This window comes from Novosphingobium percolationis (assembly GCF_020179425.1).
Taxonomy (GTDB): Bacteria; Pseudomonadota; Alphaproteobacteria; order Sphingomonadales; family Sphingomonadaceae; genus Novosphingobium; species Novosphingobium percolationis.
Genome location: NZ_JAILYM010000001.1, coordinates 899997 through 920919, shown reverse-complemented (window position 1 = coordinate 920919; position 20923 = coordinate 899997). Strand labels below are relative to the sequence as shown.

The 20923-nt window shown below is 62.4% G+C and carries 15 protein-coding genes; 10 read left to right on the top strand and 5 right to left on the bottom strand.

From position 1 onward, the window contains the following. Positions 1–409: 409 nt before the first annotated feature. From K3A84_RS04185 to K3A84_RS04175, 3 genes are read right to left on the bottom strand one after another with little or no spacing between them, the layout of a single operon-like run. Complete coding sequence (locus tag K3A84_RS04185; protein ID WP_225008034.1) at positions 410–2641, bottom strand: DEAD/DEAH box helicase; 2232 nt, start codon at positions 2639–2641, stop codon at positions 410–412. After that, complete coding sequence (locus tag K3A84_RS04180; RefSeq protein ID WP_225008033.1) at positions 2622–3905, bottom strand: ATP-binding protein; 1284 nt, start codon at positions 3903–3905, stop codon at positions 2622–2624. Before K3A84_RS04180 ends, K3A84_RS04185 begins: the two co-directional genes overlap by 20 nt. Beyond that, positions 3902–6031: a tellurite resistance TerB family protein gene (locus tag K3A84_RS04175; protein WP_225008032.1), complete on the bottom strand. Its 2130-nt coding sequence runs from the start codon at positions 6029–6031 to the stop codon at positions 3902–3904. The genes K3A84_RS04180 and K3A84_RS04175 overlap by 4 nt, the downstream gene beginning before the upstream one ends. 453 nt (positions 6032–6484) lie before the next feature. Here K3A84_RS04175 and zorA point away from each other — a divergent pair, with 453 nt between their 5' ends. The 9 genes from zorA (at position 6485) to K3A84_RS04130 (ending at position 19139) form a co-directional block, all read left to right on the top strand. Further along, on the top strand, positions 6485–8467 hold the full coding sequence (gene zorA / locus K3A84_RS04170) for an anti-phage ZorAB system protein ZorA (RefSeq protein WP_225008031.1): 1983 nt from the start codon (positions 6485–6487) through the stop codon (positions 8465–8467). Between the two features lie 5 nt (positions 8468–8472). Then, a complete protein-coding gene (locus K3A84_RS04165) occupies positions 8473–9183 on the top strand; it encodes an OmpA/MotB family protein (RefSeq protein WP_225008030.1) in 711 nt (236 codons plus the stop codon). Then, positions 9171–10853, top strand: a complete 1683-nt coding sequence (locus K3A84_RS04160; RefSeq protein ID WP_318248278.1) for an EH signature domain-containing protein — start codon at positions 9171–9173, stop codon at positions 10851–10853. Before K3A84_RS04165 ends, K3A84_RS04160 begins: the two co-directional genes overlap by 13 nt. Further along, the gene (locus tag K3A84_RS04155; RefSeq protein WP_225008029.1) at positions 10850–14071 is read left to right on the top strand and encodes a DEAD/DEAH box helicase; all 3222 of its coding nucleotides are present in this window, start codon (positions 10850–10852) and stop codon (positions 14069–14071) included. The genes K3A84_RS04160 and K3A84_RS04155 overlap by 4 nt, the downstream gene beginning before the upstream one ends. 37 nt (positions 14072–14108) lie before the next feature. Beyond that, a complete protein-coding gene (locus tag K3A84_RS04150) occupies positions 14109–14444 on the top strand; it encodes a helix-turn-helix transcriptional regulator (protein ID WP_263626080.1) in 336 nt (111 codons plus the stop codon). A 40-nt stretch (positions 14445–14484) separates the two neighbouring features. Beyond that, positions 14485–14721: a hypothetical protein gene (locus K3A84_RS04145; RefSeq protein WP_225008027.1), complete on the top strand. Its 237-nt coding sequence runs from the start codon at positions 14485–14487 to the stop codon at positions 14719–14721. Positions 14722–14815: 94 nt separating this feature from the next. Continuing rightward, positions 14816–15943, top strand: a complete 1128-nt coding sequence (locus K3A84_RS04140) for a metallophosphoesterase family protein (protein WP_225008026.1) — start codon at positions 14816–14818, stop codon at positions 15941–15943. Then, the gene (locus K3A84_RS04135; RefSeq protein WP_225008025.1) at positions 15940–18570 is read left to right on the top strand and encodes an AAA family ATPase; all 2631 of its coding nucleotides are present in this window, start codon (positions 15940–15942) and stop codon (positions 18568–18570) included. The genes K3A84_RS04140 and K3A84_RS04135 overlap by 4 nt, the downstream gene beginning before the upstream one ends. After that, positions 18567–19139 carry a hypothetical protein gene (locus K3A84_RS04130; RefSeq protein WP_225008024.1) on the top strand — a complete coding sequence of 191 codons (573 nt, stop codon included), beginning with the start codon at positions 18567–18569 and terminating at the stop codon, positions 19137–19139. Before K3A84_RS04135 ends, K3A84_RS04130 begins: the two co-directional genes overlap by 4 nt. A gap of 238 nt (positions 19140–19377) precedes the next feature. Here K3A84_RS04130 and K3A84_RS04125 read toward each other — a convergent pair whose 3' ends face one another. Both K3A84_RS04125 and K3A84_RS04120 read right to left on the bottom strand, forming a co-directional pair. Beyond that, positions 19378–20022 carry a S24 family peptidase gene (locus tag K3A84_RS04125; RefSeq protein ID WP_225008023.1) on the bottom strand — a complete coding sequence of 215 codons (645 nt, stop codon included), beginning with the start codon at positions 20020–20022 and terminating at the stop codon, positions 19378–19380. Positions 20023–20195: 173 nt separating this feature from the next. Beyond that, positions 20196–20471, bottom strand: a complete 276-nt coding sequence (locus tag K3A84_RS04120; RefSeq protein ID WP_225008022.1) for an HU family DNA-binding protein — start codon at positions 20469–20471, stop codon at positions 20196–20198. 223 nt (positions 20472–20694) lie between these two features. Between K3A84_RS04120 and K3A84_RS04115 the strand changes: the two genes are divergently transcribed. Continuing rightward, positions 20695–20922 carry a hypothetical protein gene (locus K3A84_RS04115; protein ID WP_225008021.1) on the top strand — a complete coding sequence of 76 codons (228 nt, stop codon included), beginning with the start codon at positions 20695–20697 and terminating at the stop codon, positions 20920–20922. Position 20923: the final 1 nt, after the last annotated feature.

Sequence of the window (20923 nt, the reverse complement as noted above, 5' to 3'; positions counted from 1 at the left end):
TCAACGCGGCCGCCACGCGCGGCGGCGTGCGCGTGGGCCTGTGGCCCAAGTTTTCCGCCCAATTGCGGACATCGCGCGGAAGTTCGGGTGAAAGACTGCTTTTAGGAGAGCGCTCGGTTCTCATGAATGACCGTCTTTGGGGCGCCTTCCTACCGCGCCGCTTCGGCGGGCTCATCGGCAGCTTCTGTCGGAAGCAGACGGTTGCGGTCGCTGACGTGAGCGACTGGGTCTGGTCGGGACCCGCCGGTCCCACCCTCGCTCGACGTGTCGACCGCAGCCGCCAACTTTCCGGACGTTCAGTGCCTCGATCGGGCACCCTGAAAGCTGCCCTAGGTTCACCCAATTGCGGGCGTCGAACATCCTTTCAGTTTTCCCAATGCCGGGTACTGGTTCCTTTCGAGAGGCGGGCTCAGCATTCGTGTCCGAGCGTAGCTGTCGCTGATCTGAGGTTCTCCAGAACATGGGTTACGTCGTCACGATACCTTTCGTTCCGGGTCGCCCATAGCCGCCGCAGGAGCGCTTCATCGACGAAGTCGTCCAGCTTCGCTGTTCGGAGGCCCGCGACGAAGTCCGATAGATCCTCCATCGGCGGGCAATCGCCCGCCTGACGGAGAACTGAAGCCAGTTGCTCAGGTGTTATGTCGACTGCAGTCACGCCCACGTCGTGGACAGCGACCTCGATGCCGGCGCTCATGAGAACGATCGACAGCACCGAATTTACAGCCGTGCCGCGCCAGGTGATGACGTGGGTATCGCGCGCCGCCGGAAGAAGTGCGCGCCGGTCAAGGCCAAGTTCGCGGAACGCGTTGCGCCCCTGCAAGAGGAACTCCTTTCCGGCCGCGTCGAGATATGCCGGGACCTCGTGGTCGGACAGCACCTCCAGCATCGTCGCAGTGACGCGGTCGTGCAACTGCTCGTTCGCCGGTCGGTCGAAGCGTGGCAGCTTGCCGGACCGATGGGGAACGACGTCGAGCACCTTGGCGCGATCGTCGACAGCCTCAACTCTCCACCTCCGACCTGCAAAGCCTACGAGCGATCCAATCCCGAGGACGTTGGTGAGCGGAACGGTTCCGAGTGTCCGACCGCTCGAGACCAGCCGCCACTCTTCATCGGTCTTGAAGACGGCATAGAAGTCTCGCGCTTGGACCAATTCCTCTCCAGTTTTCCCAAGCATGAGGATGCCGTCTGGCGATTGCTCGAGAAGGTCGGAGCCCTGGGGACCGGCTCCTCGTAGGAGATCGGCGTAATCCGCAGGCGGGAAAGCTAGGTAGCTGTCTTGGCCGAACAGGAGCTTGTGCGCAGCGGCTGCTCGGACCCCGCCCTGCGATGCAATGAGTGACAGGGTCTGATGCAGCGCCACCGTAGCGAGCGAGGAGTCCTCAGTTGATGGCTCGACCCAGTTTGCCTGCAGGAGCCGGACGCAGGCGACAGCCCTCACCGTTTCCAGCCGCAACTTGTCCAGAGGATCGGAATCCGGATCGAGATGATCCTCGCGGACATAGATCCGAAGCACTGCCGGGGTCCCGCGGCGACCGCTCCGGCCAAGACGCTGCTTCAGACCTGAAAGCGATCTGGGCGCCCCCACCTGTGCGACCGACTGGACGCTGCCAAGATCTATGCCGAGCTCGAGCGTCGTCGTCGCTACGGCGGTGGTTGGCTGGTCGCCGGCCTTGAGGCGCGTCTCAAGCGACTCGCGCAGGTCCTTTGAAAGACTGCCGTGATGGGGAAAGAACTCCTCCGGCACGTTGTCGCGCTCCGACCGTTCGCGCAGACGGTCGGCAAGGGCCTCGACCGTGCGGCGTGATCCAGCGAACGCTAGATTGTTCGATCCGCGCAGGTTTGAGAAGATATGGTCGGCGATCTGGCTGAGCGCATCGCTCGCACCGTTATCCGCAATTTCGTCGATCGCTGCTCCCTCGGGTGGCTCCTCGTAGCCGCGGATTTGCAGCCTGACTCCTGGACCGCTCTGCGGCGCGCGAAGCACGTCGACACTCTGTGGGTTCACCGCGTTCATCCAGCGGCAGGCGGCGTTGGCATCACCAAGCGTGGCGGAGAGCCCTACCCGTCGCGGGCGTCCGGACGCTATCCTGTCGATGCGACGGAGAAGGGACGCCAGGTGCAACCCGCGCGGGCCCTGAAGAAATGCATGGAGCTCGTCGACCACGATCCCATGCACGCCACGAAACAGCTTGGCGGCATCGGCGGGGCGACGCAGGAGAAGTGCCTCGATTGATTCAGGCGTGATCAGGGCTACGCCGGCCGGCGTTTTGAGCAGCCGCGTCTTCGGTCCCTGAGGCGCGTCACCATGCCATCGGGTGATCGGCAGGCCTAGCCGTTCGCATAGCGGTTCCAGGCGCCGGAACTGGTCGTTGATGAGAGCCTTGAGGGGACTGATGTAGAGGAGGCGAAGGCCCCCCCCTGTCATCTCCGCTGCTTCGGTGAGCAGCGGCAGGAACGCGGCCTCGGTCTTGCCCGACGCCGTGCCCGCCATGATGATCACGTCGCTGTCCGACCCCAGGATCGAACGGATCGCGGTGTCCTGTATCTCACGCAGGCCGGTCCATCCCTCGTCGCGAACCCAGCGGCGGATTTCAGGATGGAGCCGATCATAGGAAGGGACGTCAGATGCGGAGGTCGACAAGCTCGTCGTCCGCCTCTGGCTCTTCGGGCTCCTCCTTTTCAGGCGACACCGCGCCGATTAGTTCGTGCCACTGCGTGTCAGGGTTCTGCTCCAGGACGGATAGGAACTGGACGAACGCCTTGATCGTGTTGCGAGGCGTGCGGAAGTAGGCTTCTCCGATCCGCTTGTTGCAATGCTCCATGAATGCGGTCTTTGCCTCGTCGGGCACGAGAAAGGCCGACGCATCTCCGAGTGCGAAGACCGACCTGATGTTCCCCAGCAGCACAAGGAGATCCTCGGGCGAGAGGCTCTGCAGCCTTATCACTGGTCCGCTGAGATCGATCCGCCCCTCGGTTGCAAAGCTGTTCTCGTCCAGACGGGACTGGAGCGCCTTGTAGCTGTAGAGGCCGCGTCGGCTGTCGAGCAGAAATTCTGGCGTCCCCCCGAACACGAAGCCGAGCCCCTCGACGTTACCCTGAAGCACGTCGTTGAGCATCCTCAGAAGCTGCTCGTAGTTCTGGTTGCGCGCCTGCGAGCTCTGCAGCTTGTAGAGGTTGACCAACTCGTCGAACACCACAAGGAGGCCGGAGTAGCCCGCAATGCGAACGAAAGCGGAAAGCAGCTTGAACGTGTCGTAGACGTCGGCATCGTCAATGATGCTGCGGACCGGGAGCGCCTGCCGCGCCTCGGTCTTGGTTGGGTATTCCGCCCTTAGCCAACGCAGTGCGGCCGCTTTGAGGCTGTCATCGCCTTCCTCATAAGCGCGCCAATATGTCTTAAGCACCGTCGAGAAGTCGTGACCGCCTAGCATCTCCAATAAGGGGGCAAGGCGCCGGTCTATGATGCGCTCGACCGGTGAGCCGCCGTCTTCGGCCTCCCTCACGCATTCGGTTACGAACCGCTCTACGATGCTGGGGAGGGCGCCGCCTTCCGGCTTCGTGCGCGTGGCCATGTTCCGGATGGCTTCAGCATACAGGCCTCGTGCCTGGCCTCCTGTTGCGTGCAGCCTGCGGTCGGGAGCGAGATCGGCGTGAACCGTGACGCATTTCCGTTCGAGGGCGATGAGGCGCACGAGGTTCAGGAAGAAGGTCTTGCCAGCCCCATACTCGCCGATGACGAAGCGCACCGCCGATCCGGCGTCCGCGATACGGTCGATGTCGCGCACGAGCGCGCCGACCTCCTGTGAGCGTCCCACCTGGATGTGCTGGAGGCCTACCCGCGGCACAACACCTGCGGAGAGAGCCTGAATGATGAGGTCCCGATCCTTGCGTCGGATTGTGCTCAAGCGGCAACTCCCATTGGTTCAATTTGGTCAATGACTTCGGAGGAGACGCGCACGTCGTCGTCATCCTCGACTATGGGCTCGCCGAGGGTGTCGAAGCCCCATTCGTTGAGCGTCTCGATGGCTCCGTCCGGCATCAGGCGCAGCTCAGTCGCGAGCGCGTCGAAGTCGGTTCTAGCCATGGGGCCGGCCAGGAGACGGACGAGAAGGTCGGAATGCGGGCCATCCAAGCCAGCGAAGGCGGATGCGGTGGCATTTTCCTTGGGCGGCGGAGCGGGGGCCGGTTCGGGCTCGTCCTCGACGAAGATGGACGCGAGCATGGCGGACACCTGCGTCGTCTCGCCCCTGATCCTCTCGAGTCGCGCGATGTCGATGGACATGCCAGATCGCTTCGGTTCATCCGGCAGCGGCACTGTTCGCTCGTCGATGGCCGATACCACTTCGACCGGTCCGACATCCTCGCCGCTACGATGCAGCGCCGAATAGAGCGCACTCGCGGGAAGTCCGAGGGCGGCGTGGAGGGCCTCGAGAAATCTCACCTCGTCCGGCAGGACACGACCGTCCGCCAGCACCGCCTCGACCGCTGCGGCTGCAAGCGCCGCTCGGTTCTCCGGCGCGACGTCCGCCAGCTTCTTCAGCGCTGCGCGGACCTTTGGCGGATCCGCCGCAAGCGCGCTCCCGCAAGCGAGGAGCCGGGTGATCTCCTCTTCCTTAAGTTCGGGTGTCGAGCGGAGCCGGCGCTCGATGGCGTCCATCTCCGATGAGGCGACTGTCCCGTCGGATACTGCGGCCAGCATGGCGACCTCGACCATTACGCGGGCAGCGGCATATGGCCCACGGTCGGGATCGACCGCCCCGCCGAGACTTGCTGGGAACAGAGCGATGCGCCCGTCTGTCCTCAGAGCGGCAGCCGGCCCGTAGCGACGATCCGGCTCGAACCCGAGATCGAGTGCATCGAGGGCGACGCCGATCTGTCGGACGGTTGCCGCCGGGAGCTTCTCGGCGCCGGCTTCAAGCTCCAGGCCAAGCGCGCGAGCCACATCGACGACTGCCGCGAGACCGCTGGCCGTGGAAAGGTCGAGGGCGCTCCGACATTCGGCCAAGGACAACCGGCCCCGCCGCAGTTCAAGCGGTAGCAGGAGGTCGCCGCGCAGCGATCCACGGAACGCCGGATCGCGACCCAGGAGCCGGCTGTAGGTCGAGAGATCCTCGATGCAGCCGTCAAGTATCGTGCGGAGGCCAGCAAGCGGTGCCTGCGTCCCAGAAATGTCAGGAAGGTCCATTTCAATTGGGCGGGAGAAGGTGCTGCTGGCTGAATTATACTGGGACCGGATCTTGACCTTCGGCCGCCGGACCCGGAGGCCTTCCGGGTTGCGAACGGCGAACCGCATGCGCCAGAGTTCAAGGAGCTCGACGAAGCACCGTTGTCCCGGCGTGCGGAGATATACGTCAGGGAGCGAGAGCACCCATAGCAGGCAGTCGTCCGCGTCGAAGGGCTCATTGCGCTCGATGCGGGTGCCCAGCCGCACGCGCACGTTGAGCGGCAGCTCCATTTCGTAGTTGTGGGGCGGAGCGGAAGTGATCGGATCGTCGCGTGCCTCGCCGTATAGGCAGGAGAGTGCCAACAGCTTCGAGGCATAGGCGGCGAACGAGTAGTCCTCTCCATGTATCGCGAGTAGACGCCGGACTTCCCCGAAGATCGCAGGGGCCTCCTCCTTGGCGTCATCTACCAGCAGGCGCTGCTCGAGGCCGTAGAAGAATACGAAGACGTAGCCGATAGGGATGGTGGGATCTGTTCGGCCACCTTCCAGCCAGTCGAGGTAGGTCCAGCGTGCGCGCGGGTCGAGCCGGTCGTAGCTCTGCCAGTATGTGAGGGTGTCGCCCGAGCGATCACCTCGGGGATCGATCGGAAGCGTGGGATCGATCCGGCTCTTGTCACGGGCGGGGTCATGCCGGCCAGGAGTGCCGTAGTAGACCATGTCGACGGCGACGTTCCGCGTTCCCACCATGACTGTTGCCGCATTGTCGACCCAGCAGGCGGGAACGCGTTGTCCCTTCGATTTGGAAGGGGCTGGCTGTAAAGGTCGAGCGGGAGCAACGGCAACCGTCGGCGCTGCCAGCTTGGTCATCCGTTTGGCGTAGTCGGATGCCTGCTCGAGCGTTGAGAACGAATATCCACCAAATAGGTATCGGCCGTTGGCGCTTAGGCTGATGCCTGGTGGTGCTCTATCGAAATTCGTCGGCGAGTTGGGCGCAGCCGCTGAGGTGGAGGCGGTCCCTCTGGGACGCGGAGTTGAGGTCGGCGCATCGGTGTCAGAGGCCGGGACGCCAGACATCATCTCGCCGAATCGGCGCGTCACTCTAGAGAGCCAACCTTCTAACTGGGCCATCGTTCTTTCCCCCAACCCAGAGATACTGTCGCAAAGTCATGCGGATTGCCAGAGCCTTACGCTTCCCAAAAAGTGGCAAGCTGATCTAAATCAGTCGATGTTAGCCGTAGAATAATAGCTGCAGATATAGCAGCATGACGCGTCGAGCCGCCCGTGCGCGGGAATCACGGGAGGTCCTCGGCGGTTGGGGGAATGAGCGAAATGACGTTGTTCGGAATTCCGGTGATACCGGTGCTCGTATTTGTGATTCTCGTTGCTCTGGCGATCGCATTCTTCCGGTATTTTTTCATTCCCGCGAATCGGCTCGACGCCAACCTCAAGCTGATCATCGCGAACGTGGAAGCTGCGCGGGCAAATGGCCTGAACGACCTCTCCAAGTGCTTCGAGCCAGACCGTGCGATCGCGGCCATCTTTAACGAGTATCGGGAGACGCTCCATGTCCAGAAGGATCTAGACCTCCAGACTGGCGAGATGGTTGAGCGCGCCATCCGCTCGACGGTGCCCGCGGAGATGTTCCTCTCGCCACACGCCGTAGTGGACAACCGCGTCCACGCTGAGTTCTTCAAGCATCTCCCCGGCATTTTCACGGGCATCGGCATCATCGGGACCTTCACCGGTCTTCTAACCGGCTTAAGCTCCTTCCAGATATCAGATGACTCTGCCGTGGTCCGGAACAGCCTGGCCGCCCTGCTGCATGGCGTCAGCGAGGCCTTCATCGTCTCGGCCTTCGCGATCATCCTCGCGATGTTCACCACTGGCCTCGAGAAGTTCCGGCTGAACAGCCTCTACCGCAAGGTGACGCAGCTCGCCCACGAGATTGATGCGACCTACGAGGCGGGCGCGGGCGAGGAGTATCTCGCTCGGCTGGTAATCTCCTCGGAGGACGCGGCCAGTCAGACCAAGATCCTGAAGGACGCACTCGTCGCCGACCTTAGGGAGATCCTTACTGAGCTCGCGGACCGGCAGATCAACGCGACCGTTCAGCGTTCCAACGAGCTCGGGACCACCATCGCGGGTGCCCTGACCGAGGCACTCAAGGGGCCATTGGACCAGATCGCCGGCGCGGTCGGCCAGGTCAGCCAGGATCAGTCGTCCGCGGTGACGAAGCTCCTGACGGACGTGCTCGCCAGCTTCAGCGACCGCTTGGAGAACATGTTCGGCACCCAGCTATCCGGCATCGGCGACATGCAGCAGCGCACGATCGATGCGATGCAGACGGCGGTCTCGAAGCTGCAGGACCTGACCAACAACGTGGAAGCGGCCGGAACGCGGGCTTCCGATGCGATGTCGACAAAGCTCCTCGAGGTCGTCCAGGCGGTGGAGGCAAAGCAGGCAGCGATGTCGGAGGAGCTCCGCACCGTGATCGACGAGATCCGATCGTCGACGGGCGAGATGCAGGAAGCTACCCAGACCCGCGTCCAGGACATGCTCACCGCCCTCGGCGAGGGTATGGCCCAGGCGATCTCGGCGATCGAGAGGCAGGCTGCCGAACGCTCGAGGGTTCAGGCTGAGGAGGATGGTAGGCGAGCAGAGGCGGCGGCTGGCCACGTCGGACAAATGCGTGAGTCCGTCGGCGCAATCTCGTCCAACGTGGACGGCCTCGTAGAGGCAATCCGGGAGATGACAGCGGGCGTCCAGACCGCGACCCGAGATGCGTTCGTGCGACTCAACGGCGGGGCCGACACACTCCTTGCGGCCGCCAACAAGCTCGAGAACTCGGGTCGAGAGGTCGTAGGGGGCTTCGACCGGATCGCTAACGTTACTACGGGCCTTTCGGAGGCGGCGGGCAGCGTCGCCGGAGCTGCGAGGGGTCTCGATTCCGTCATTTCGGACTACCGCTCGGCGCGAGACGCCGTCGCCATGATGGTCCAGGATCTCCGCGCAACGGTGGAGAATGCATCCCGAGAGGCGAGCCTCACGGCGGATGTCCTCGGTCGGATAGAAGGCGCCACGCAGAAGCTAGTCGCGGCGCAGTCGGAAGCGGACGGCTTCCTGGACGAGGTCGCCGATGTCATCGGCCAGTCGCACGAGAAGTTCTCGGAAGGTATGCGTGGCGTCGTGGTCGAGGCGAACCGCGAGTTCCACACCCAGCTTTCGCGCGCCACCGGCATGCTCAAGGAGGCGATCCAGGAGCTGGAGGCCTCCCTCCCGTCCACTGGTCGGCAGGCGGCGTGATCTGAATGTTCCAGCGCGTGACAATGGGGAACCGGGGCCGTGAGGAGGGGGAGAAGCCCTTCTGGATCTCGTTCGCCGATCTCATGACCGCCCTCATGGTGCTGTTCCTGCTCGTGATGAGCGTGGCGCTCCTGGCGGTCACCCGCACGATCTCGGAGCGCGAGCAGCTCGAGGCCGAGAGACAGGCGGAGATCGTGAAGCTGCTGGACCGCATCGACAAGGCTGCGAAGAAGCAGGGTATCCGTGTCGATCGGAACCGTGCCGTCATCGACTTCGGTGACCGGGCCCGCTTTGACTCGGCAAGCAACGCTCTCAGTCCGGAACAAGAGCAGCTCCTTCGATCGTTCGTTCCCGAGGTGCTTGCGATCGCCCGGGACAAGGGTGGGCGGCGATGGTTGAAGCGGATCGTTGTCGAAGGGTTCACGGATCGCAGGGGTAGCTATCTCTACAATCTTAACCTCAGCCTCCAGCGAAGCCAGCGGGTTCTCTGCGCCCTCATGGCCCCGCCGCAGGCAGGTGAGCGGCCCATGGATCTGCGTGAGCTGGAAGAGATACGCAGGCTCTTTCTAGTCGGCGGCTATTCCTCGAACTCCGCGAAGGCGTCGCTGGATGCTAGTCGGCGCATCGAGCTCCGCCTCGAATTCTTTGGAGTTGATGAGCCTGCGGCCGCGCTAGTCGATGCATTTGAAGGCGGGGTTGGCACATGCGCCCTCTGAGTCCGAGGATGGCGAGGCTGCAGCAGCGACTGACCGACGTCGGGGCTGCAGTGATCCGAGACATGCCGGAACCGGATCTCCGGGTTCTACGGGGGCACGTGCAGTCGCTCCAGGCGATGCTCAGCGGAGCGGGGGCGGGTGCCGGTGCCTCGAACGACCGTATCCAGACGGAGCTTGTGAGATTTCGCGAGACAGGGAAGCTCCATAATGTTCGGTCCGCACGTCTTGTGAGCTGGGGCACCCGTCTACGATCGGCGGGCCAGCCTGCGCTGATAGAGGACGGTGAACGGTTCGATCCGCTCCTCAGCGAGATCGACTCCTTCCGAACGATGCCTCGGCCCTACAGGCGATGCTGGCGCGGGCTCTTGGACGGCTACGTCAATTACGACCCCGGTAGCGCTCGCGGCGCTGGCGACCGAAATTGGCGGGTCCTTAGGGAGTATCTGAACGATAACCTGCCACAGCTCGAGCGCTCTGGGCAGGCACCCGATTGGCTCGCCGCGATCGACGACCACGCCAACCTACTGACCGCAGACCCGTGCACCCGTTATGGTGCCGAACTGTTGACCGGGGAGGGTGACCCTCTTGAGGTCCTTCGCCGCGATCTTTCCGCTGGCGATACGTCGTGGATCGGACAGAGAATATTCGAGGCGCAGATCGAAGCCGCAGTGGGTTTCGACGACCGGAAGTTCCGTGATGTTCTCCCGCGCGTCATCGGACTGATCGAGGAGCATGATGTGCTCGCTGATCAGGGGCTCTCCCGGGTGCTCGATCGCTATTCCGAATGCGCATCGATCGACCTTGATCCGGCGCTGTGCGAGACTTCCGTCAGGCGGTGGGGCAATCCGTGGCTCGAGCGAAACGACACGCTCTGGACTTTGGTCCTTCCGGACACGAGGAGGATGGTGTCCTCTTGGCACAAGCTCCGGCTGATCGAGGACTTTTTCAACCTGCTTTCTGCCGACGGGATCAACGACCAGCGGCGCATCAACTTCTGGAAGCGCTACGTCGATCAGATCAGCGACATGCACTTCGCGCTTGGCGACGCAGCCTATCGCGATCCGCGGCCGAGTTTCAGATCACTGCGGCAGATGATGAAGGGGCGTATGCTGAGCCTAACGAGCGGAGGCGTATCGAGTAACAACGCCTTCATCATGCGTATCGCGGGCCACGTCTATGTGGAGTTCGGCGAGGAGGGCAACGCGATGTTCGCCTTCGATGCGGCGAAGCTACCATTCGACCTGTCGAAGTTGCAGGTAGCCGGCAACAGGACCGCGTTGAAGCACCCGAGCAATGTCGCGCGCGTCATCCATAAGGATGGAGCCGGCGAACGGTGGGAGCGCAAGGCCGACCGTCTCATCGCTTCCCTCTCATCCGCAAGAGGTGGCCCCCAAGCTAGTCACACTACGCCGTCTTACGGCGCACGTCCTTCCGCACCTCCACAGCCCAGTGCAATGTCGTCTAGATTGCCATCGACAGCTTCAATCGTCGGGAAAGATGCTGAACTCTTCGCCTTCCTCGCCAAGCATGGGATCAAGACCGCCGATTCGCGCGACAAAGGTGGTTCGCTATGGGCTTACGCACCACGTTCGGGGCCAGCGGCAAACGAACTCACCCGTAGGAACTTCGCGTGGGCAGAGCGCCGCGGCGCCTGGTATCTTCGCTCATGATCTGGGGTAGGAAGAAGACCAAGTCGGAAGTCGCTCAGGTGGCCGCGCCATCGCCCGTCGTCGAGGATGGGGGCATACTCCTGCCCACTGGCGGTGAGACGACGCCGGCGTCGAAGGCCGCAGATGCACTCCTCGACCAGTTGGCCGACGAGGGGCTCGCAGAGCGGGTCGATGGTGGTCATCGCTTACAGTGGGCGCAGCTATTCGTGCTCCTTGAAGACGAGGAAGCCGCAGGCGAGCTTGAGATACTGCATCTTCCACCGCCCACCGGGGCGGTTCCGAAGATCGTGAGCCGGAACTCGCTGACGGACCGCGACTTCTCGGTCGCAGTGGATGGCTGGTTCGATGTTGACCGCCGACCGATATCCGGGGCCAAGCTGAAGGGCGGTGCGCTCGAAATAGACGGCGGCCTTCAGCTTGTTTCTCCTAGCGTGTGGAGTTTGCTGGAACACATTCGGCGGTTCGCCCGTCGTCCTGACGAAGAGCGCAACGAAGCCGATCAGCGTCGCGCCTGGGGAGGGATCCGTCAGTTGGCGGTTGCGGCTGGTGCCTCGCTCGATGACTTCCTCTACCGGACGGTGGTGGTCACCCCGGACCGATTGCAGATGGCGCTCCGCCGGTCGGAAGGGCTGGGTCTGGTAGAGGTGGAACCGTGGTTCGAGGGCGCGCCTGCCGACTGGCTCGAAGCGTTCGACAGGTCGGGTCAGGTGCGTGACCGATACGACCTGCCTACGCCGGACGGAATAATCCAGGTGATGATCTCGCCCGAGGTCGGGACCGTGCTGCGCGAGGTCAAGCGCATGCCCGGTCGTCGCGTTGCGGGCGAGCGTGCCGAGGCTTTTCTCCTCAACCCGATCGCGGCGCTCGGACCAGACGCGGCCGCAGTCGTCGACGAGGATCAATTCGAGGAGGCCAAGCAGCAGGCGGGCATCGTGTTCGAGCGGTTTGCCGCCGTAACGCCGGAGACCCATGGTGAGGGTGCCTTGGGTTTGCTCATCACGAGTGGGGCAGGCGAGGCGATCGAGACGCGCGAGGTCATGCTCGAGGAAGCCGACGTGATCGAGTTCGTCGAGGGCGTCGAGCGGAACCTTGATCGTGGCCTTCAACTGTTCGCTTGGGACGAATATGAGTTCGAGCTCGACGGCGACAGCAGGCTGCATTGCGAAGCCCTTCGTCGGGCGCTCGGCCATCGTGGGGACGGCGTCATCACGCATGGTCAGGTCTACGACCTCTCAGGCTACTCGGAGCGCGTCGAGGGCATCGGGCAGGAGAAGTCCTTCTATTCCCCGCACATCGCCAAGCGCGACAACGAGGACGGCTGGTTCCCCGAGAACCTGGTTCCGATGATCGGATGGACCGATCCGGAAACCGACCGACCCTGCATCCTGCCGCTGACGGACGAACTGTCGGAAGAGTTGCGCGAGGGGCTGGAGAGCGCAAAGGCAACCGGAGCAACGTCGGTTCCTCTGACAGGGTGCCCCACGCCCATCCCGGTCCGTGAGGCCGAGGCCATCGTATCCACCTTCGGACAGGTGAGGGATCAGGCTGCGAAGGGGACATTCAAGCCGGAAGCTCCTGCGCGCCGCGGGAAGAAGCCTACGCTGATCCTCAAGAGCAACATCGGGCAGGTGGACTACAGGGAAGAGCGGCTTGCCGCGCTCGCAGAGAAGCCCGCTCCAGCAAGGCTTCCATCCAGTCTCCGTCTCGGCGTCGCGCTTAAGCACCACCAGCTCGAAGGATTGGCCTGGATGCAGCACCTGCTGGCGCTGGCACCTGACAAGTGCCGGGGCGCCTTGCTGGCCGATGACATGGGACTTGGGAAGACCCTTCAGATACTCAGCTTGGTAGCGCGGGCGCGAGAGGAGAATCCCGAGACCCCGCCCGCGCTGGTGGTTGCGCCTCTTTCTCTTCTCGAAAACTGGAAGGAGGAGGCGGAGAAGTTCCTGGAGTCCGGGACGCTGAAGATCCTGACGGCCTATGGTGAGGGCCTTGCTGGTCTGCGGGTCGATCGGGCTTCGGTTGATGAGCAGCTCCGCCGAGAGGGTCTGGTGCGGTTCCTTCGCCCGGATTGGCGCGGCGATGCCGATCTTGTCCTCACTACATATGAAACGCTCCGCGATCTCGAATTCTCGTTCGCGCGAGAGAAGTGGTCTGTGATGGTCTGCGACGAGGCGCAGAAGATCAAGAATCCAAACGCTGCGATGACCCGTGCCGCCAAGAAGCAGCAGGCGAAGTTCCGTATCGCCTGCACCGGGACGCCCGTGGAAAACAGCTTGGTCGACCTGTGGTGCCTGTTCGACTTCGTGCAGCCGGGCCTGCTCGGCGCGCTGAACGAGTTCGGCGCGACATACCGTCGTCCGATTGAGGCGAAGAGCGACGATGACAGGGCGAAGGTCGAAGAACTGCGGGGTGTCATCAGGCCTCAGCTGCTCAGACGCATGAAGGCGGATGTTGCGACCGACCTGAAGGCGAAGGTCGTGGATGAGTCCAGCCGAAGTCTCAATATGAGCCCGTTCCAGCGCGGCCTCTACGTTGGCGCCATCGATGCGTTCAGGCGGGCAGGAGCAGCACCCGGGAGTCATTTGGCTCTCCTCCACAAGCTCAGGCTATTGTGTTCGGACCCAGACGAGAGCGCGGGCAGCGCCTACGATCCGGTGGAAAGCTATCGGGCACGGTCTCCAAAGCTCGATTGGCTGATCGAGGTTCTCGAGGCTATCCGTGATCGAGAAGAGAAAGCGATCATCTTCTGTGAGTTCAAGGCGATCCAGCGCCTGATCAAGCACTACGTGCAGGAGACCTTCGGCGTCCCCGTCAAGATCATCAATGGCGACACAACCGCTCTCGCGAGCGCCGTCGACAGCCGGCAGAAGATGATACGCTCATTCCAGGAGCAGCCTGGTTTCGGTGTCATCGTCCTGTCGCCCGTAGCTGTTGGGTTTGGCGTCAACATGCAGGCGGCGAACCACGTGATCCACTTCACACGGACCTGGAATCCCGCGAAGGAAGATCAGGCGACCGACCGTGCATACCGCATAGGCCAGACGAAGGACGTCTTCGTCTACTATCCGACGGTGGCCGCGGGAGATTTCAAGACGTTCGACGTGAAGTTGGATGAGCTACTGGAACGGAAGCGCTCGCTGGCGAGCGACATGCTCAACGGTAGCGGTGAAATTGGCCTTCGCGACTTCGACGTCGACGAGTTACGGCCGGTGGACTAGGCGAAAGCTCCGGCAACGGGTCCATCGCGAACGGTCGATGCTTGCCGGATCTTTCGAGATCGATGCTGGCTTCAATCTGAAGCGGCATGCCGAGAAGGGGTTCGGTTTATATGAGAGCGAACGGGAGTTTGGCGAGGTGGTCTGGCGCTTCACGCCGGATGCCGCCGCCCACGCGCGTCGCTTCGTCTTCCATCCCACGCAGTCCGTGGAGGAGGGGGTGGATGGATCGCTCACGGTGCGCTTTATGGCGTCAGGGTACCTCGAGATGACATGGCACCTCTACCAGTGGGGGGATGCCGTGGAGGTCCTGGCGCCGAAAAGGCTGCGCGAGATGGTCCATGAATACCGACGCGTATTTCCGGCTCTGCCGTGACAATACTGACTGCTGAGTATCCGCATTAGGAAATGTTTGAATGAGCTACCTTGACGACCTCATTGAGAATGGGACTGGTTTCCAAGTCCGGCGGACCTCGGGTGGCGCATCCTTCCGGCCCACTGGCGGATCCGACGCCGAGATGGAGGCCTTCCAAGCCGTCGCAAGGAACCTTCTCCGCAACGAGGGCGACGGATACCAAGTGGCCAACACCCACAAGACCAGTGATCGCAAGCAGGACCTCTTCGACACCGTCATAGTTACGATCGCAGAGTAACGGACGATGCCCATCGCGCCCAGGCGCGGATGGGTAACAATTTCTGTCGCCCGATTATGAGATTCATTAATTGACGGAAACGAGGGAGTGATTCGTGGGAACGCTCAAGATCATTCACAGTGCTGACTGGCAACTCGGGAAGCCGTTTGGCCGCTTCTCTCACGAGGTGCGCAACGCGCTCTCCGAAGCGCGGTTCGATGCGATCGACGAACTTGGGAAGGCCGCGATGACGGCCGGCGCAGCACATGTCGTGGTGGCGGGAGACGTATTCGACAATGTTGAGCCGGGCGATCGCATCGTCATGCAGGCGCTGTCCCGGATGGAGCGCGCGCCGGTGACGTGGTGGCTTATGCCGGGAAACCATGATTACGCCCGCGCGGGCGGTCTCTGGAGCAGGATCCGCGCTCGTGCACCGACATCAGTGCGAATCGTTGACACCGCCGAGCCGGTCGAGATGGAGGAGGGAGCCTGGCTTCTTCCAGCGCCTCTCGAGCATCGCAAGACGACAAACGATCCTACCGCAGCGATGGTGGACATGGTGACACCCCCTGGCGCGCTTCGGATCGGGCTGGCACACGGTTCGATCGCGGAGTTCGGAGCGTCAGGCGAGAGTTCGAACATAATCCCTCCCGATCGGGCGAAATCTGCTGGGTTGGACTACCTCGCGCTCGGGGACTGGCACGGCTTCCTTACAGTCGGCGACAGGACTGCCTACAGCGGCACGCCGGAGATCGATAGGTTCGGTCGGGATGAACCCGGCGGGTGCATATCTGTGGATCTGAGGTCCAAAGAGGCCCCGCAGCTCCGAAGGGTCGAGACCGGTCGTTACTGTTGGATCTCACGCCGATGGAATGTTGCGAACGAGGAGGAGCTGGAGCGGGAGATCGCAACGCTTAGGACGGAGGCGCGCCTCTCCGATGTGCTTTTGTCCCTCGATCTGATGGGCGTGGCGAGCCTTTCCGACCGCGTCTCGATGTTGACCCTCCTCGAGAACCGTCTAGCGCACGAGTTGCGCAACCTCGATCTGGATACTGATGAGTTCATCGCCCGGCCCACGTCGGACGACATTGCGAGGATCGAAGTTCAGGGCGCGCTTGCGGGTGCTACTGCGGCACTGCAGTCCAAGGCGGACGCCAATGGCCCCGATGCGCAGATCGCCGCAGCGGCACTCGAGCGTCTTTATGTCGAAGCACTTCGATTTGACGCAGAGGTGTCGAAATGATCATCAGGAACCTAGAGGTCGCGAACTTCCGCAAGTTCCGCGATCCGCTTCGCATCGAGGGCTTCACCGAAGGTCTCAACATCGTTGTCGAGCCCAACGAGTCGGGCAAATCGACGTTGCTGGAAGCCCTCCGTGCTGCCTTCTTCGTTCGATACTCTGCCAAGACCGAACTGGTGCGGTCCTACGTTCCAATCGGCGACGACGTCGCGCCGAGAGTATCGGTTGGCTTCCATATCGGAGAGGAAGCGTGGACGCTCGAGAAGCAATTCATGAAGTCCGCGTCCGTTCGCCTCTCCGGTTCCAGCGGCCGCAAGGAGAGCGATGCCGCTGAGGAGGCGCTGCAGGAACTGTTGGGGTTTGAGCGGGGCAACAACAGGGGGACTGACCCGGAAACCCGCGGTCCGCTCGGTCTACTTTGGGTGGAGCAGGCCACTGCATTGGCCGTCGAGAATCCGAACCGCATCGTACGCGATACAGTGCGGGGCGTTCTGGAAGCCGAAGTGGGTGCGGTTACAGGAGGCCGTCGATTCGATGCGATCCGGTCCAACGTGGAAACGGCATATTCCGCACTCAGGACTCCCTCGACTGGTAAGTCGAAGGGTAATCTGGCGGCAGCCGAAACACGGCTCGCCGAGGCCATTGTCGCGCGTCAGAATGCCGAAGCCGTCGTCCGCGACTATGAAAGCACGCTAGCCGATCTAGAAAACGCAAAGTCACGCTTGAAGCTCCTCGAGCGCGATCTCCTCGACCCCGAGGCGGTCGAGCAGCGTCGCAAACTCGAGGACGATCTGAAGACAGCTGAGACGGCTGCGCTTCGACACTCCGCTGCGGAAGCGCAGCTCGGCCGGGCAGATGCGTTCGTGACCACCGCTTCGGCAGCCGTGCAGCGGCTCGATGCCGCTGAGGACCGGCTTAGCTCTGCCGAACGAGTCCTCGAGACGGCGAAAGGATCACTGGAAGATGCTCGCTCCAACCTCGAGACGGTGATCAAGGAAGAGAAGGCTCTGCGTCAGGCGCTCGATGATGCCAGACAGGAGACGGAAAAGCACGAGTTGGCGCTAGTGGGTGCCCGTGATCGTGCCCGCGTTTTTGCCACGGCTGCCGGAGCACGCAGGGCGATCGATGCTCGGCGTGCGCTCGACGAGCTCGAGGCACGTGAGAAGGAACTGAAGGAGGCATCAGCGGATCGGATCGATGCCAGTGAACTCAGGAAAGTTTCCGAATACGAGTTAGCAGCGATCCAGGCGCGAGCGCGGTTCGAAGCCGGTGCCGTCAAGGTCGAGGTGGAATTGAAGGAGGGCACTACCCTTCGGATCGACGGTGAAGCCGCGGATGTAGCCAGCGTCGAGGTCTTGAAGGCTACCCGGTTTGAACTGGGGACTGCTGGCAGCGTGACCGTCCGTCCCCCCGACGGATCAAGCCTTAGCATTGAAGCGGACTTGGCTGCAGCGGACGGAGAGCGTGACGCTGCCCTGAGGCGGCTTGGGATCAGATCTCATTCCGAGGGCATCACACGAAACGAGCGCGCGGCCGCCGCGGAACGGGAACTCGCGGCTCTGCAAAAGCAGATCGCGTCGGCTTGTCCTGGTGACGCGTCGATCTCGCTGGCGGCTGGTGCGGATGCGCTGAAGGCGTTCGTTGCGTCACTGGGCGAGGGACTCGTCGATGCGGTAGCGCCGATGGACGACATCGTTGCCCTTGAAGGGGCGGTGACGGAGGCCAAGCTGTCGGAGGCGACCGCATCTGGCCGTCGTGAGGATGCGAGGGAGGCATTGTCGAAGGCGGAACGCGTCAAGGCTACGGCTGATGCCAATCACGGAAGTGCGCATCGTGAGATGGAAGCAGCAGGCGAGAACCTTCGGACTGTCATCGCTGCGGGCGACCGCGAGAAGCTGGCAGCGGACCTTCAGTCGGCGCAGCGCGATCGAACTGCCAAGTTCGAATCTGCGGAGAAGGCGAAAGCAGGGACCGACGCATTTGATCCTGAAGCCATCCGTCGGCGCATCGAGAATATCGATCGCGCTGCGCGGCGGGCCGGAGAGGAGCGTCTCGAACTCACCGCATCGATCGCTGCACTCGAAGCGGCAGTCGCAAGGGAGGGAACGAGCGGGCCTGCAGGAAGAATGGCAGAGGCGCGTGAGGATGAGGAGGCATCAGCGACGTCCCTCGAGCGCCTCAGGCGCGAGGCGGATACGCTCGACATGTTGCGGAAAGCCCTGACGCAGGCAGCGGACGTGGCATCTAGGACGTTCCTTGCACCCGTGACGGCACGTGCGGGGCGTTACATCCAGCAACTTCTGCCGGGTAGCGACCTATCGTTCAACGAGGAGCTCGGGCTCGCTGGGGTGTCACGGGCTGGGATCGACGAGGCGTGTGGCGACCTCAGCCGGGGAACACAGGAGCAATTGGCGATCCTGACTCGTCTAGCGTTCGCAGACCTCCTACTGGAGGATGGAGCACCGATCTCCCTCATACTGGATGATCCGTTGGTATATTCGGATGACATCCGGCTGGAGACAATGACAGACATCCTGCAGGAGGCGTCCAAACGGATGCAGGTCATCTTGCTGACATGTAGGTCGAAGGCATTTCGTCACGTCGAGGCTAACCGGATCGTGCTCCGGTGAGTTTAGGAATGCCGGCTCGTAATCGGTATGCGATCTCGTTCACCGAGGCTGAGGAGGCCTTCGTCGCGCGGATCGATTTCCATCGGCACGACCCAACCACTCGGGAGGCGCGTGTCGCTTATGAAGGAAACTTGGAGCCGATACCCCACCTGCTGTCGTCGCTCAGGGAACGGAATGCCATTCCCGCACAGCGTGTGAGCTATTGGACCGATCCAGAGTTTCGGACGGGCCGTCTGAAAGGCTCGCGTGAGCAGCTATTTGCCAGGAACGGAACGGTAGGCGAGGAAGCGTTCGTGCAATTCGGTTTTCTGCCAATGCTCCACTACTTACTGTTTGGAGCGCGTCTTCCGCTCGCAGTGATGGCCGCCTTCGAGGCCGAGGTGGGGGATCCCCGATGGGTCTCGCTCGACGACGCGCTCGACCATGGGAGGTTCGCCCGGAATCTTGTTCGTCAGTACTGCCTCAATCCGTCCGACTCGGGCGACGAATTTTTCAAGTTGGCGTTAGATCTCGGCCTGTGGGTACAGTCGGGCCTTAGGATAGAGCAGATCGTGAGGCATAATCGATAGGAGACCTTGTACTTTCATTGGGCTGCTTGGCGTCCCGCATCGACGGACTGGTTCAATGTAGCTTGTTGTGGTTGATACCTGCCGGAAGGCTGCCTGTCCGCACCTCAGAAGCCGGAAATCGGCGCTGAACGGCAAAGAAGGATCGGTCTCGGAAGCCGGCACCGAGGCAATCGAATGTCGGCTATCCCGTTTTCGTGTCCGCGCAGCTGCCGTTCCGGATCGTCCCCACTAGCTGACACTACTGGACCTTTCGTCCAAACCAGACAACACGGCCAACGAAATTGACGACACGTCGGTCGAGCCCATGCCAACTGGGGTACGCCTGATTGTCGCTGACCACGGAGATCTTTCGCCCCTGCGGTTCGAGTGCGATCCGCTTGACGCTCAGGGCATCGTCCATGCGAAGCACGTAGATGCCATCGCGGAGGCGGGCAGGGCCGTCAGCAAGGTCGACCATGACCTCGTCGCCATGGAGCAGCATGGGTTCCATGGAGTCTCCGTGAACCCGGATGATCGACAGGTTTGCCGATCGGCTCGAGGTGACGCCCCGAAGCCAGTTCTCATCGAACCCAATCCGAGTGGTCTGTTGCTCCGCGCCCGTGATCGCACCGTGGCCTGCTGATGCCGTCACGTCGAGCACCGGCACTTGCACCAGATCATCGCTCTGTTCTGCCGGAGTCGGCTGCCCGCCTAAAACGATCGGCTCTACGCCGAAGAAGCGTGCCAGCACTTCCACATCGCTTTTCTCGAGGCGGCGAGGGGTTCCCCTGCGGATGAACTGCTGGATATAGGCGGCGTTGCGCCCGAGCAGGCGCGAAACGGAGGCATAGTTGCAGCCCCGATCCTGAATGAGCTCTTCCAGTTTCCTGCGCACTTCGTCCATTTCGTCCGCACCCCAGCGCATAGGAAATCCCTAGATCACCTTTGCGTTTCCTAAGTGGAACGTAATGCGAACGCAAGCCGTATGATGGCGTTAAGCGGTCCAGCGAGATGGTCGTGAGCAGGGCGTGTAAACGGGGTGGCGGCGTCCGGCTGGTCCGGACGCCGCGAACTGGATCAGCCGTTGAGCTTGTCCTTGATCGCCTTGGCAGGGGCGAACGCCAGCTTGCGCGAAGCGGCGATCTGCATGGCGGCGCCGGTTGCGGGATTGCGGCCTTCACGCGCCGGCGTGTCCTTGACCCTGAACTTGCCGAAACCGTTCAGCGAAACTTCGTCACCCTTGGCGGCGGCATCGGCAATCGCGCCAAAAACGGTTTCGACGATCTTCTTGGCGTCGGCTTTGCTCAGGCCGTGCTCAGCCGCAACGGCATCAGCGAGTTCGGTAGTGTTCATGGCATTGATCCCTCATGGAATTGGGATGCCTTGGCTAGCTTTGGCCTTGCAGTGCGTCCAGCACTGGCCCCGCGCTATCCACATCGCCTGCGGTCGTGGGCCGTTCCAGTGCAGAACGGGAGGGGAGGGGGCGTGCCCATTGGGGTGGGCCATGTTTGCCTGAACTGCTGAAATTGCTCCCATTGCCTTCCGTTTTCCGCTATGATCACAAGGAGTTGATGAGATGAACGCACTCATGTCCGATTTCGAGATCAAACACGATGCAAGGCCACTTTCTCCACGTTGGGAAGGTCTGGCAGAACTCGACCGCGCACTCGCCGAGGATCGGCTGACGGCTTATCGTTGGAAGAAGGCTTGGGCGGATCCGATCAATCGGCTCGTGATTATCGCTGTATGCTTGATTTTGCTGGCATACGTCGGATTTGTGATCGTCAACGACTTGCTCGTCTGAT